The 12909-nt window shown below is 74.5% G+C and carries 11 protein-coding genes; 9 read left to right on the forward strand and 2 right to left on the reverse strand.

Annotated features, from left to right (window positions below):
- The first annotated feature begins 62 nt into the window (after positions 1–62).
- A complete protein-coding gene (locus ACH4SE_RS14160) occupies positions 63–2123 on the forward strand; it encodes a phosphocholine-specific phospholipase C (protein ID WP_398543630.1) in 2061 nt (686 codons plus the stop codon).
- 62 nt (positions 2124–2185) lie between these two features.
- Positions 2186–2809, forward strand: coding sequence for an RraA family protein (locus ACH4SE_RS14165; protein ID WP_398543631.1), 624 nt, complete (start codon positions 2186–2188; stop codon positions 2807–2809).
- A 30-nt stretch (positions 2810–2839) separates the two neighbouring features.
- Here the strand turns inward: ACH4SE_RS14165 and ACH4SE_RS14170 are convergent, their stop codons facing one another.
- Positions 2840–3250 (reverse strand): winged helix-turn-helix transcriptional regulator, encoded by a 411-nt coding sequence (locus tag ACH4SE_RS14170; protein WP_398543680.1) that lies wholly within the window; start codon positions 3248–3250, stop codon positions 2840–2842.
- Positions 3251–3371: 121 nt separating this feature from the next.
- Between ACH4SE_RS14170 and ACH4SE_RS14175 the strand changes: the two genes are divergently transcribed.
- On the forward strand, positions 3372–4823 hold the full coding sequence (locus ACH4SE_RS14175; RefSeq protein ID WP_398543632.1) for an MFS transporter: 1452 nt from the start codon (positions 3372–3374) through the stop codon (positions 4821–4823).
- Here the strand turns inward: ACH4SE_RS14175 and ACH4SE_RS14180 are convergent.
- Positions 4820–5767, reverse strand: a complete 948-nt coding sequence (locus ACH4SE_RS14180; protein WP_398543681.1) for a LysR family transcriptional regulator — start codon at positions 5765–5767, stop codon at positions 4820–4822. The genes ACH4SE_RS14175 and ACH4SE_RS14180 overlap by 4 nt on opposite strands.
- A 93-nt stretch (positions 5768–5860) precedes the next feature.
- On the opposite strand from ACH4SE_RS14180, the gene ACH4SE_RS14185 reads away from it, so the two are divergent.
- The 6 genes from ACH4SE_RS14185 (at position 5861) to ACH4SE_RS14210 (ending at position 12807) form a co-directional block, all read left to right on the forward strand.
- Positions 5861–6565 carry a succinate dehydrogenase cytochrome b subunit gene (locus ACH4SE_RS14185; protein ID WP_398543633.1) on the forward strand — a complete coding sequence of 235 codons (705 nt, stop codon included), beginning with the start codon at positions 5861–5863 and terminating at the stop codon, positions 6563–6565.
- A gap of 10 nt (positions 6566–6575) precedes the next feature.
- Complete coding sequence (locus ACH4SE_RS14190; protein WP_398543634.1) at positions 6576–8534, forward strand: fumarate reductase/succinate dehydrogenase flavoprotein subunit; 1959 nt, start codon at positions 6576–6578, stop codon at positions 8532–8534.
- Positions 8531–9280, forward strand: coding sequence for a succinate dehydrogenase/fumarate reductase iron-sulfur subunit (locus tag ACH4SE_RS14195; protein WP_398543635.1), 750 nt, complete (start codon positions 8531–8533; stop codon positions 9278–9280). Before ACH4SE_RS14190 ends, ACH4SE_RS14195 begins: the two co-directional genes overlap by 4 nt.
- A 193-nt stretch (positions 9281–9473) precedes the next feature.
- Positions 9474–11516, forward strand: coding sequence for a GTP-binding protein (locus ACH4SE_RS14200; RefSeq protein WP_398543636.1), 2043 nt, complete (start codon positions 9474–9476; stop codon positions 11514–11516).
- 31 nt (positions 11517–11547) lie between these two features.
- The gene (locus tag ACH4SE_RS14205) at positions 11548–11946 is read left to right on the forward strand and encodes a DUF427 domain-containing protein (protein WP_398543637.1); all 399 of its coding nucleotides are present in this window, start codon (positions 11548–11550) and stop codon (positions 11944–11946) included.
- A gap of 105 nt (positions 11947–12051) precedes the next feature.
- Positions 12052–12807 (forward strand): SDR family oxidoreductase, encoded by a 756-nt coding sequence (locus tag ACH4SE_RS14210; RefSeq protein WP_398543638.1) that lies wholly within the window; start codon positions 12052–12054, stop codon positions 12805–12807.
- Positions 12808–12909: the final 102 nt, after the last annotated feature.

Below are 12909 nucleotides of genomic sequence, written 5' to 3' on the forward strand. Positions count from 1 at the left end.
GACCGCCTTCCCCGCGTGCCCGAACGCCCGCACCCTCCCGACACGAAGAGGTGTTCCCACCCATGGCCGAACCCACCCGGCGGCGCTTCCTCCAGATCGCCGGCGCCACCGCCGGCTTCAGCGCCCTGTCCGGCAGCATCGCCCGCGCCGCCGCGATCCCGGCCCGCCGCCGCACCGGCACCATCAAGGACGTCGAGCACATCGTGGTCCTGATGCAGGAGAACCGCTCCTTCGACCACTACTTCGGCACGATGCGCGGGGTGCGCGGCTTCGGCGACCCGCGTCCGGTGCTGCTGCCGGGCGGCGCGTCCGTCTTCCATCAGCCGGACGGCGCCGGCGGCGAGGTGCTGCCCTACCACCCGGACGCCGGAGACCTGGGGATGCAGTTCATCGAGGGCCTCAACCACGAGTGGACGGGCAGCCACGCCGCCGTCCACGACGGCCGCTACGACCGCTGGGTCCCGGCCAAGTCCCCGGCCACGATGGCCTACCTGACGCGCGAGGACATCCCCTTCCACTACGCGCTCGCCGACGCCTTCACCGTCTGCGACGCCTACCACTGCTCATTCATCGGCGGCACCGACCCCAACCGCTACTACATGTGGTCCGGCTGGACCGGCAACGACGGCAGGGGCGCCGGCCCGGTCGTCGACAACTCCGAGCTCGGCTACTCGTGGACGACCTACCCGGAGCGGCTGGAGCGGGCCGGGATCTCCTGGAAGGTCTACCAGGACGTCGGCGACGGCCTGGACGCGGCGCACTCCTGGGGCTGGATCCAGGACGCCTACCGCGGCAACTACGGCGACAACTCGTTGCTGTACTTCGACAACTACCGCAACGCCCGGCCCGGCGACCCGCTCTACGAGAAGGCCCGCACGGGCACGAACGCCGCCGCGGGCGACGGCCTCTTCGACGTCCTGCGCGCCGACGTCACCGCCGGCCGGCTGCCGCAGGTCTCCTGGATCGCCGCCCCCGAGGCGTTCTCGGAGCACCCCAACTGGCCCGCCAACTACGGTGCCTGGTACGTCTCCCAGGTCCTGGACGCGCTCACCTCCGACCCCGACGTGTGGAGCAGGACCGCGCTCTTCCTCACCTACGACGAGAACGACGGCTACTTCGACCACGTGGTGCCGCCGTTCGCCCCGCCCGGGCCCGGCCGCGGCGCCTCCACCGTGAGCACGGAGCTGGAACTCTTCCCGGGCAACGGCACCTACGCCGCGGGCCCCTACGGGCTCGGGCAGCGGGTGCCGATGACGGTCGTCTCCCCGTGGAGCACCGGCGGCTACGTGTGCTCCGAGGTCTTCGACCACACCTCGCTGATCCGCTTCATGGAGCGCCGCTTCGGGGTCCACGAGCCGCAGATCTCGCCCTGGCGGCGCGCCGTGTGCGGCGACCTGACCTCGGCCTTCGACTTCTCCCTGGCCCGCGAGCGGCCCGTACCGCTGCCCGCCACCGACGGCTACCGCCCGAAGGACGGCGACCGGCACGACGGCTACGTGCCCGTGCCGCCCGCCGACCAGCGGCTGCCCGTGCAGGAGCGCGGCAGCCGTCCCACCCGCCCGCTGCCGTACGCGCCGCTGGTGGACGCCGCCGTGTCGCCCGGCAAGGGCACCGTGAGCCTCACCTTCTTCGCGGGTGCGGGCGCGGGCGCGTGCTTCCACGTCACCGACGCCGGCACCGGTGACGCCCCGCGGACGTACACCGCGTCGGCGGGCCGGACCGTCTCCGGCACCTGGGACACCGCGGAAGGGGACGGCTCCTACGACCTCGCGGCCTACGGCCCGGCGGGCTTCCTGCGCGCCTTCCGCGGCTCGGCCGCCCAGGCCGGGCCCGAGGTGACCGCCCGCCACCAGGCCGCGACGGGGCGGGTCGAGCTGACCCTCGTCAACAACGGGCGCAGCGACGTCCGGCTGACCGTCCGCAACTCCTACGACGGGCAGCACGCCGTGTACACCCTGCGCCCCGGCCACCGCGAGACGCACGCGGTCGACCTGGCCCGCAGCAGGCGCTGGTACGACCTGACGGTGACCGCCGACCACGACCCGGCCTTCCTGCGCCGGCTCGCCGGCCACGTCGAGAACGGCCGGCCGGGCGTCAGCGACCCCGCCCTCGCGACCGCGTGACCGCCGGGTAACGTGCCGGGGGCGCTCCCGGCCGGGAGCGCCCCCGCACGGAAAGGCCGGACATGGGCGACACGCACGACTTCCGGGAGATCTCCCCGACGACCCTCGCCGACGTCCTCGGGCGGGGCCAGGTCATGGACCACGGGCTGCGCCCGCTGTGGGGACCGGCGCCGCGCATCGCGGGCCCGGCCTTCACCGTGCGCTGCCCGCCCGGCGACAACCTCATGCTGCACGCCGCGATCCACCGGGCCCCGGCCGGCTCGGTGGTCGTGATGGCCGCCGGGGACACGGACTACGCGGTCGCGGGCGGGAACGTCTGCGCCGTCGCGCAGCGCCGCGGCATCGCCGGCTTCGTCATCGACGGGGTCATCCGGGACCTGGCCGAGATCCGGGAGATGGGCTTCCCGGTGCTCGCCCGCGGTGTCGTGCCCTGTCCGGGAGGGAAGTCCGCGGTGCTGCCGCTGGGGGAGCCGGTCGACTGCGGGGGAGTGCGGGTGCACGCGGGCGACATCGTGGTGGCCGACGAGGAGGGTGTCGCCGTCGTCCCGGCCGGCCGGGCGGACGAGGTGCTCGCGGCGGCCCGCAGGAAGCTCGCCGGGGAGGCCGCCCAGGACCTCGACGGCTGGGAGGCCCAGCACCGCGCCCGGGTCGACGCGGCTCTCGCCGAGGGCGGCCACCGGGACTGACCGGCCGGAGGGGGCACGGGCCGGGGCAGGTCAGGGCATCGGCCCGCCGCGGTCGTCGTAGCCGGTGCGGGACGCCGCCACGTCGCCGGCGTGCTCCCGCCACCATTCGGTGAGGTGGTGGAAGAGCGGCGCGAGGCTCAGGCCCAGCTCGCTGATCTCGTACTCCACCCGGGGCGGCACCTCCGGGTGGTAGGTGCGCACCACCAGGCCGTCCCGCTCCATCTGGCGCAGCCGCTGGGTGAGCACCTTCGGGGTGATCGTGCCGATCCGGCGCTCCAGTTCCACGAAGCGCTGCCGCCCGAACTCGTTGAGCGCCCACAGGATGGGCGTCGTCCAGCGGCTGAACACCAGGTCCACGACCGGGGCGATGGGGCACGGCTCCGCCTGCACCGCCGCTGCGGCCCCCCGTGCGGGGCGCGTTCCGGCGGGCGGGGACATCATCTCGGGCACGCTGCTGCACCTTCCGGGGACTCGGTGGACCCGCCGGGCCTCGGCCGGTCCGGTGGGAGGTGGTCACTATCCTCTAGGTACCTACTATATCCGCGTTGCTAGCGTCCCGGCCATGTCTCTCACCACCGCCCGGCGCGGCTCCGCGCCGCACGCCCCGGCCGCCGTACGGCCCGGCCTGGTCCTGGCCTTCCTCTGCGTGGTGCAGTCGATGGTCTACCTCGACGTCACGATCGTGAACGTCGCCCTGCCCTCCCTCCAGCGCGGCCTCGGCATGGCCGACGGCGACCTGCAGCTCGTCGTGACCGCCTACGGCACCGTCCTCGGCGGCTTCCTGCTGCTCGGCGGGCGGCTCGCCGACATGTTCGGGCGGCGCCGCCTGCTGCGGACGGGCATGGCCCTCTTCGGCGCCGCCTCGCTCGCCGCCGGGCTCGCGCACGGCCCCGGCGTGCTGGTCGCGGCCCGTGCCGTGCAGGGCCTCGGCGCCGCGCTCACGGCGCCCGCCGCGCTGTCCGCGCTCACCACGACCTTCCCCGAGGGCGCCGGGCGCAACAAGGCGCTCGGCATCTGGGGCGCGCTCGCCGGCGTCGCCTCCGTCCTCGGGGTGCTGCTCGGCGGACTGCTCACCCAGGGCCCGGGCTGGCGCTGGATCTTCTTCGTCAACGTGCCCGTCGCCCTCGCCGCCCTCGTCCTCGCGCCGCGGGTGCTGCCCGAGAGCCGGGCGGTGCACGACGGGCCGCGCCGCTTCGACGCCGCGGGCGCCGCGACCCTGACGGCCGGGCTGCTGCTGCTCATCTTCAGCCTCGACCAGGCGGTCACGGCGGGCTGGACGGCCGCGCGCACGGTCGGCGGCCTGGCCGCCGCCGCGCTGCTGCTCGCGGGCTTCGCCGCCGTCGAACTGCGGGCGGCCGCGCCGCTGCTGCCGGTGCGGATCCTGCGGCTGCGCGCCCTGCGCGCCGCCAACCTCGGCGCCGTGCTGATGCTCGGCGCGATGGGCACGCTGTTCTTCTTCGCGAGCCTGTTCATGCAGCAGGTGCTGGGCTACGACGCGCTCAGGACTGGCCTGGCCTACGTCCCGCTGGCCGTCGCCGTGGTGGCGGGCGCGGGCGCCGCCTCCGGGGCGTCCGCCAGGATCCCGGCCAGGGCGGTGCTCGCCACCGGCCTCACCCTCGCCACGGCGGGCCTGCTGCTGCTCGCCCGGCTGCCCGTCGACGCCGGTTACGCCGGGCGGGTGCTGCCGCCCTTCCTGCTGGTCGGCGCCGGGCTGGGGATGTCGTTCGTGCCGCTGCAGATCGCGGCGGCCTTCGGGGTGGCCGAGCGCGAGTCGGGCGTCGCCGCCGGGCTGATCAACACCAGCCAGGAGGCGGGCGGCGCCGTCGGCGTGGCGGTCGTGTCCTCGCTGGCCTTCACCCGTGCCGGCCACGCGGCGTCCGGCCGGTCCGCGAGCGCCCTGCGGGCGGCGCGGGCGAGCGGCTTCCACGAGGCCTTCCTCGCCGGCGCGGGCTTCGCCCTCGCCGCGCTGCTGGTGGCGCTGCTCCTGCTGCCGCGGATGCGGACCGAAGGCTAGGGCGCAGCCCGCCCGGCCGCGGCCCGGTGCAGGCCCGGTGACGCCACCGCCCGGCGGGCGGCCGTCAGCAGCACGTCCTGCAGCACCCGGGCCGCACGCGGCGGGGCGACGTCGCTGCGGTGGGCCAGGGCGACGGTCCGGCGCAGGCCCGGCGGGGCCAGCGGGGTGACGCGCAGGTCCAGCCCGGCCCGGGCCGCGACGGTCGCGGGGACGACGCCGATGCCGAGCCCCGCCCGCACGAAGCCCAGCACCGCGTCCATCTCGCCGCCCTCGACGGTGAGGTACGGCTCGAAGCCCGCCGCCCGGCAGGCCGCGAGGGTGAGGTCCCGCAGGTCGTAGCCGTGCCGGAACATCACCAGCGGGCGGCCCTCCAGGTCGGCGATGCGCAGCGCCGCGCCGGGCGGAGCGGCGGGCGGGGCGTCCGCGGCGGAGGAGACGACCACCAGGTCCTCATGGAACAGCTCGACGGTGGTCAGCGCGGGCGAGGGGCTCGGCAGCGGCAGCACCACGAGCGCCAGGTCCAGCGCCCCCCGGGCCAGGTGCCGCACCAGGTCGTGCGAACCGCCCTCCTCGACCAGCAGCCGGATACCGGGGTGCCGGTCGTGGAAGGCCCGCAGCACGTCGGGCAGCAGCCCGGTGGCCAGGCTCGGGGTCGCGCCGAGCCGCACCCGGCCGCGGCGCAGCTGCGCGAGCTCCAGCACCTCGTGCCGCGCGGTGTCGGCGTCGGCGAGGATCCTGCGGGCCAGCGGCAGCAGCGTCTCGCCGGCGTCCGTGAGCGCGATGTTGCCGCGGGCCCGGCTGAAGAGCGCCGCGCCCAGCTCCTTCTCCAGCGCCCTGATCTGCTGCGACAGCGACGGCTGGGAGACGTGCATCACCTGCGCGGCCCGGGTGAAGTGCCGGGTGTCCGCGACGGCCACGAAATACGCCAGCTGCTGGAACTGCACCCCGCCAGCGTAGCTCTCCATAGCCGGTGCCTATCGACTCCAGCCCGATCATGTCTTGGACCACTGGTCCCCGGCGGCCGTAGCGTCGTGTGCATGGCACTGGCAACGCGGCCGGACCGGCGCCCCTCGGCGGTCCGCACGGTCTGGGACTCCTCCGTCGGCAAGAAGGCGGTCATGGCGGTGAGCGGCCTGGTGATGCTGCTCTACCTGGTCGTCCACATGTACGGCAATCTCAAGATCTTCTTCGGTACCGGAACCTTCGACGGCTACGCGCACTGGCTGCGCACCCTGGGCGAGCCCTTCCTCCACTACGAGTGGATGCTGTGGATCGTCCGGGCCGGCCTCGTCGCCGCCGTGGTCGCGCACGGCGTGTGCGCCTACCAGCTCAGCCGGCGCGACATCCGCTCGCGCCCGGTCGGCTACGTCCACCGCAGGGCGCGCTCCAGCTACGCGACCCGCACGATGCGCTGGGGCGGGGTGATCCTCGCCCTCTTCATCGTCTGGCACATCCTGGACCTCACCACCGGCACCGTGCAGCGCGGTTTCGTGCCCGGCCACCCGTACCACAACGTCGTGGCCGCCTTCCACGACTGGTGGAACAACGTCATCTACATCGTGGCGATGCTCGCGCTCGGCCTGCACATCCAGCACGGCTTCTGGAGCGCCGCGCAGACCCTCGGCGCGGGCAGCGCCACCCGCGACCGGGTGCTCAAGGGCACCGCGAACGTCCTCGCCCTGCTGCTGACGGCAGGCTTCATCGCCGTGCCGGTCGGCGTCATGACCGGCCTCGTGAGCTGAGGGAACCGACATGACCCACCCCACCGCATACGCCGACTACCGCGTCGGCGAGCCGATCGCCGACACCAAGGCGCCGGACGGCCCGATCGAGGACCGCTGGGACACCCGCCGCTTCACCGCCAAGCTGGTCAACCCGGCCAACCGCCGCAAGCACACCGTCATCGTCGTCGGCACCGGCCTGGCCGGCGGCTCGGCCGGCGCCACGCTCGCCGAGCAGGGCTACCACGTCGTGCAGTTCTGCTACCAGGACTCACCGCGCCGCGCCCACTCCATCGCCGCGCAGGGCGGTATCAACGCGGCCAAGAACTACCGCAACGACGGCGACTCCATCCACCGGCTCTTCTACGACACCGTCAAGGGCGGCGACTTCCGCTCCCGCGAGTCCAACGTCCGCCGGCTGGCGCAGATCTCGGTGGAGATCATCGACCAGTGCGTCGCCCAGGGCGTCCCCTTCGCCCGCGAGTACGGCGGCCTGCTCGACACCCGTTCCTTCGGCGGCGTCCAGGTCTCCCGCACCTTCTACGCCCGCGGCCAGACGGGCCAGCAGCTGCTGCTCGGCGCCTACCAGGCGCTCTCCCGGCAGATCGCGGCCGGCAACGTCGAACTGCACCCGCGCACCGAGATGCTGGACCTGCTCGTCGTCGACGGCCGGGCCCGCGGCATCGTCGCCCGCGACCTGGTCACCGGCGAGATCACGCCCTACTTCGCGGACGCCGTCGTGCTCGCCTCCGGCGGCTACGGCAACGTCTTCTACCTGTCGACCAACGCCATGAACTCCAACGCCACCGCGATCTGGCGGGCCCACCGCCGCGGTGCGTACTTCGCCAACCCCTGCTTCACCCAGATCCACCCCACCTGCATCCCGCGCACCGGCGACCACCAGTCCAAGCTCACCCTGATGAGCGAGTCGCTGCGCAACGACGGCCGCATCTGGGTGCCCAGGGCCAAGGGCGACACCCGCCCGCCCGCCGAGATCCCCGAGGACGAGCGCGACTACTACCTGGAGCGCATCTACCCGTCCTTCGGCAACCTGGTGCCGCGCGACATCGCCTCGCGCGCCGCCAAGAACGTCTGCGACGAGGGCCGCGGTGTCGGCCCCGGCGGCCAGGGCGTCTACCTCGACTTCGCCGACGCCATCGCCCGGCTGGGCCGCAAGTCCGTCGAGGCCAGGTACGGCAACCTCTTCGAGATGTACGAGCGGATCACCGCGGAGAACCCGTACGAGGTCCCCATGCGGATCTACCCGGCCGTCCACTACACGATGGGCGGGCTGTGGGTCGACTACGACCTGCAGACCACCGTCCCCGGCCTGTTCGCGATCGGGGAGGCCAACTTCTCCGACCACGGCGCCAACCGGCTCGGCGCCTCCGCGCTCATGCAGGGCCTGGCCGACGGCTACTTCGTGCTGCCCGCCACCCTCAACGACTACCTCGCCCGGCACCCCGGCCACGACACGCCCGGTGCCGACCACCCCGAGGTCGCCGCGGTGCTCGCCGAGACCACCGGCCGGCTGCACCGCCTGGTGAGCGCGGACGGGGACCGCACCGCCGACTCCTTCCACCGCGAACTCGGCGAGCTGATGTGGGAGTTCTGCGGCATGGCCCGCACCGAGTCGGGGCTGCGCAAGGCGCTCGACCGCATCCCGCAGATCCGCGAGGAGTTCTGGCGCCGCATCAAGGTCCCCGGCACCGAGGCCGAGTTCAACCAGTCCCTGGAGCGCGCCAACCGCGTCGTGGACTACCTGGAGCTGGCCGAGCTGATGTGCCTGGACGCGCTGCACCGCGCCGAGTCCTGCGGCGGCCACTTCCGCGAGGAGTCGCAGACCCCGGACGGCGAGGCCGCCCGCCGCGACGACGAGTTCTCCTACGCCGCCGCGTGGGAGTTCACCGGCACCGGCGAGGCCCCCGTCCTGCACCGCGAAGACCTCGTCTTCGAGTACGTCCACCCCACCCAGCGGAGCTACGCATGAAGCTCACCCTGCGCATCTGGCGCCAGCACGACGCCGCCGCGCCCGGCGGCATGACCACCTACGAGGTGGACGGCATCTCGCCCGACATGTCCTTCCTGGAGATGCTCGACACCCTCAACGAGCGGCTCACCGTCGAGGGCGAGGAGCCGGTCGCCTTCGACCACGACTGCCGCGAGGGCATCTGCGGCGCGTGCAGCCTGGTCATCAACGGCGACGCGCACGGCCCCGAGCGCACCACCACCTGCCAGCTGCACATGCGCGCCTTCCGGGACGGCGACACCATCGACGTCGAGCCGTGGCGCGCGGCCGCCTTCCCGGTGGTGCGCGACCTGGTCGTGGACCGCTCGTCCTTCGACCGGATCATCCAGTCCGGCGGCTACGTGACCGCCCCCACCGGCTCCGCCCCCGAGGCGCACGCCACGCCGGTGCCCAAGGCCGCCGCGGACACCGCCTTCGAGCACGCCGAGTGCATCGGCTGCGGCGCGTGCGTCGCCGCCTGCCCCAACGGCTCGGCGATGCTCTTCACCTCGGCGAAGGTCAACCACCTCAACGTCCTGCCGCAGGGCGCCCCGGAACGCGAGACCCGGGTGCTGGACATGGTCGCCCGGATGGACGCCGAGGGCTTCGGCGGCTGCACCCTGGCCGGCGAGTGCGCGACCGCCTGCCCCAAGGGCATCCCGCTGACCTCCATCACGTCGATGAACCGCGAGTGGCTGCGCGCCAACCGCAGGGTCTCCCGCAGCTGAGGTCTCCCGGAACCGAGGGCCCCTTCCCCCCGCGCCCCCGTGCCGCGGCCGCCGGATAACCGGTTGCCGCCCGCGGGGGCGCCCTGGTGTAGTCGGCGGGTCCCGACGCCGACGAAGGAGCAGTGACCCGTGCGCGGTCCCGTCATGCCCGCCCCGACAGGAATCCCTTCACCTCCTGAGGACATGACAGCCCGTGGCATCACTCAACCTCGGCATTCTCGCGCACGTCGACGCAGGTAAGACCAGCCTCACCGAACGGCTGCTGTACGAGGCCGGCGTCATCGACACCGTCGGCAGCGTCGACCGCGGCACCACCCGTACCGACACCCTCGCGCTGGAACGGCAGCGCGGCATCACCATCAGGTCCGCCGTCGTCTCCTTCACGCTCGGCGGCACCACCGTCAACCTCATCGACACCCCCGGCCATCCCGACTTCGTCGCCGAGGTCGAGCGGGTGCTCGGCGTCCTGGACGGCGCCGTCCTCGTGGTCTCCGCCGTGGAGGGCGTCCAGCCGCAGACCACGGTGCTGATGCGCACCCTGCGCCGGCTGCGCATCCCGACGCTGGTCTTCGTCAACAAGCTCGACCGCTCCGGCGCCGACCTCGACCGCACACTGGCCGCCGTCAGCGACCGCCTCACCCCGGACACCGTGCCGATGACCGCCGCCAGGCGGCAGGGCACGGCGCGGGCCGCCGCGGTCCCGTACACCCCGGACGACGCCGCCTTCACCGGGCGGCTCACCGAGCTGCTCGCGGGCCACGACGACGAGCTGCTCGCCGCCTGGGCCGAGGGCGGCGGCGCCGCCCTGCCGTACGGCCGGCTGCGCGCCGCGCTCGCGGAGCAGACCGCGCGGGCCGCCGTGCACCCGGTGTACGCCGGCTCCGCCGTGACGGGCGCCGGGGTGGCCGCGCTGGCCGACGGCATCGCGCGGCTGCTGCCGGGGGCGGGCGGCGACCCGCGGGCGCCGCTGTCCGGCACGGTCTTCGCCGTGCAGCGCGGTGCCGCGGGCGAGCGTGTGGCGTACGTGCGGATGGGCGCGGGCACGCTGAGCGTGCGCGACCGCCCGCCGCTGCACCGCGACGGAGCGGTGGCGGGGGAGGGGCGGGTCACCGCCGTCCGGGTGTTCGCCGACGGCACCGACACGGCGGCGGCGTGCGTGCCGGCCGGCCGCATCGCCAAGGTGTGGGGCCTGGGCGAGGTGCGCATCGGCGACACCGTGGGAACCCCCGGCCCGGCGGCCGCGCCCGCCCGGCACTTCGCGCCGCCCACCCTGGAGACGGTCGTCGCGGCCCGCCGCGACACCGACCGCGCGGCCCTGCACACCGCGCTCGTGCAGCTCGCCGAGCAGGACCCGCTCATCGGCCTGCGGCGCGACGAGGACCGCGGGGAGATCGCGGTGTCCCTCTACGGCGAGGTGCAGAAGGAGGTGCTCCAGGCCACCCTGGCCGGCGACTACGGCGTCGACGTGGTCTTCCGGCCGACGACCACGCTGCACGTCGAGCGGGTCACCGGCAGCGGGGCGGCCGTGGAGTTCGACAGGAAGGACGGCAACCCCTTCCTCGCCACGGTCGGGCTGCGCGTCGACCCGGCGCCGCCCGGCAGCGGGACCGCCTTCCGCCGCGAGGTCGAACTCGGCTCGCTGCCCTACGCGTTCTTCGCCGCGGTGGAGGAGACCGTGCACGCCACGCTCACCCAGGGGCTGTACGGGTGGCAGGTCGCCGACTGCACGGTGACGATGACCCACTCGGGATACAGCGCCCGGCAGAGCCACGCCCACGCGGTCTTCGACAAGAGCATGTCCAGCACCTCCGGCGACTTCCGCAGCCTCACCCCGCTGGTGCTCATGGCGGCACTGCGGCAGGCCGGCACGCAGGCGCTTGAGCCCGTGCACCGCTTCCGGCTCGACCTGCCCGCCGACGCGCTGGGCGCGGTGCTGCCCGTGCTCGGCAGGCTGCGGGCGCTGCCCCGCGGCCCGGTGGCGGCCGGCCCCGGCCGCCACGTGCTGGAGGGCGACATCCTGGCCGCCGCCGTGCACGTCCTGGAGCGGCAGCTGCCCACCCTGAGCCGCGGCGAGGGGGTGCTGGAGACGGCCTTCGGCCACTACGCCCCCGTCACCGGCGAGATCCCGGTGCGCCGCCGCACCGGCCCCGACCCGCGGGACCGCCGGGCGTACCTGCTCGCGGTGCGGCGGCGGCCCGGCACCGTGCCGCACCGCACCCGCGCGGGAGGTGCTTGACCCTGCCCGGACGATCTGCCTACGGTCGCAGGTGCCGCTCTCCTACCTCAGGGAGGACCTCGTGGAGCGCACCGTGAAGACCCCGGGCCCCGACCACCCCATCACCGTCGAGCCCCACCCGGCCCGGATCGTTGTCCGGGCCGCCGGGAAGGTCGTCGCCGACACCACGCGGGCGCTGACCCTGCGGGAGGGGACGTACCCGCCGGTCCAGTACATCCCGCTGGAGGACGTCGAGCCCGGCGCGCTGGTGCCCACGGACAAGAGCACGTACTGCCCGTACAAGGGCGACGCCTCGTACTACGCGCTCGTCACCGCGGACGGCACGGTGCCCGACGCGGTGTGGACGTACACCGAGCCGTACCCGGCCGTCGGCCCGATCGCCGGGCACGTCGCCTTCTACCCGCAGCACGTCGAGCTGACGGAGGGCTGAGCCCGGCGCGCGGGGCCGACGAGTTTTCCCCGGGGCCGTTGTCCTTATCCGTGAAGACCGTGCGCACGCCACGCACGGGTCAGGACAACGCACCCAGGGAGACTCATGCCCGTCAGCGCACTCAACGGAAGTACCGCCGTCGTCACCGGCGCGAGCGGTGACTTCGGCCGCGGCGTCGCCGCAGCACTCATCGGGGCCGGCGCCCGGGTCCTGGGCGTGGCCCGCGACCCGGAGGCGCTGGAGAAGGCAGGCGCCGACCTCGGCGACTCCTTCGTGCCCGTCCCCGGCGACGCCACCGACCCCGACCTGGCCGCCGAACTGCTCGAACGGTACGCCCCGCGGACGGTGGTGCTCGCCGCGGGCGCCGTTCCCGTCATGCTGCCGCTCCAGGACCACACCTGGGAGACCTTCTCCACCGCCTGGGACACCGACGTGCGGCAGGCCTTCGGCTGGGCGCGCGCCGCGCTGCGCCGGCCGCTTGCGCCCGGCAGCACCGTGGTGGCCTTCTCCAGCGGCGCCGCCCTGCGCGGGTCGCCGCTCAGCGGCGGCTACGCGGGCGCCAAGGCCGCCGTCCGCTTCGTCACCGGCTACGCGGACGGCGAGTCGTGCCGCCACGAGCTGGGGATCCGCTTCGCCGCCGTCCTGCCGTCCCTGACGCCGACCACCGGCCACGGTGCCGAGGCGGCGGCCGCCTACGCGGCGTACGAGGGCATCACCACCGACGCCTTCGTCCACCGTATGGGCCCGCTGCTGACACCCGCCTCGGTGGGCGCCGCGGTGCTCGAACTGGCCACCGGGCAGCGGACGGACGCGGTCGCCTACGCGCTGTCCGCGGAGGGCCTTTCCCCTCTCGCCGGCTGACGGCCGCGCGCGGGCGCCCCGAGGCACGCGGGGCGCCCGCGCCGCGATGACTTTGCGGGCCGGGCGGTGTCTGTACTGGTGGACGCCGGTCCCCGAGCACCC

The organism is Streptomyces sp. NPDC020983, from assembly GCF_044333485.1.
Lineage (GTDB): Bacteria > Actinomycetota > Actinomycetes > Streptomycetales > Streptomycetaceae > Actinacidiphila.

Excerpts from the sequence above, each read along its gene's own strand:
- ACH4SE_RS14160 (WP_398543630.1), top strand. The coding sequence starts at position 63 with ATGGCCGAACCCACCCGGCGGCGCTTCCTCCAGATCGCCGGCGCCACC.
- ACH4SE_RS14165 (WP_398543631.1), top strand. The coding sequence starts at position 2,186 with ATGGGCGACACGCACGACTTCCGGGAGATCTCCCCGACGACCCTCGCC.
- ACH4SE_RS14170 (WP_398543680.1), bottom strand. The coding sequence starts at position 3,250 with ATGATGTCCCCGCCCGCCGGAACGCGCCCCGCACGGGGGGCCGCAGCG.
- ACH4SE_RS14175 (WP_398543632.1), top strand. The coding sequence starts at position 3,372 with ATGTCTCTCACCACCGCCCGGCGCGGCTCCGCGCCGCACGCCCCGGCC.
- ACH4SE_RS14185 (WP_398543633.1), top strand. The coding sequence starts at position 5,861 with ATGGCACTGGCAACGCGGCCGGACCGGCGCCCCTCGGCGGTCCGCACG.
- ACH4SE_RS14190 (WP_398543634.1), top strand. The coding sequence starts at position 6,576 with ATGACCCACCCCACCGCATACGCCGACTACCGCGTCGGCGAGCCGATC.
- ACH4SE_RS14195 (WP_398543635.1), top strand. The coding sequence starts at position 8,531 with ATGAAGCTCACCCTGCGCATCTGGCGCCAGCACGACGCCGCCGCGCCC.
- ACH4SE_RS14210 (WP_398543638.1), top strand. The coding sequence starts at position 12,052 with ATGCCCGTCAGCGCACTCAACGGAAGTACCGCCGTCGTCACCGGCGCG.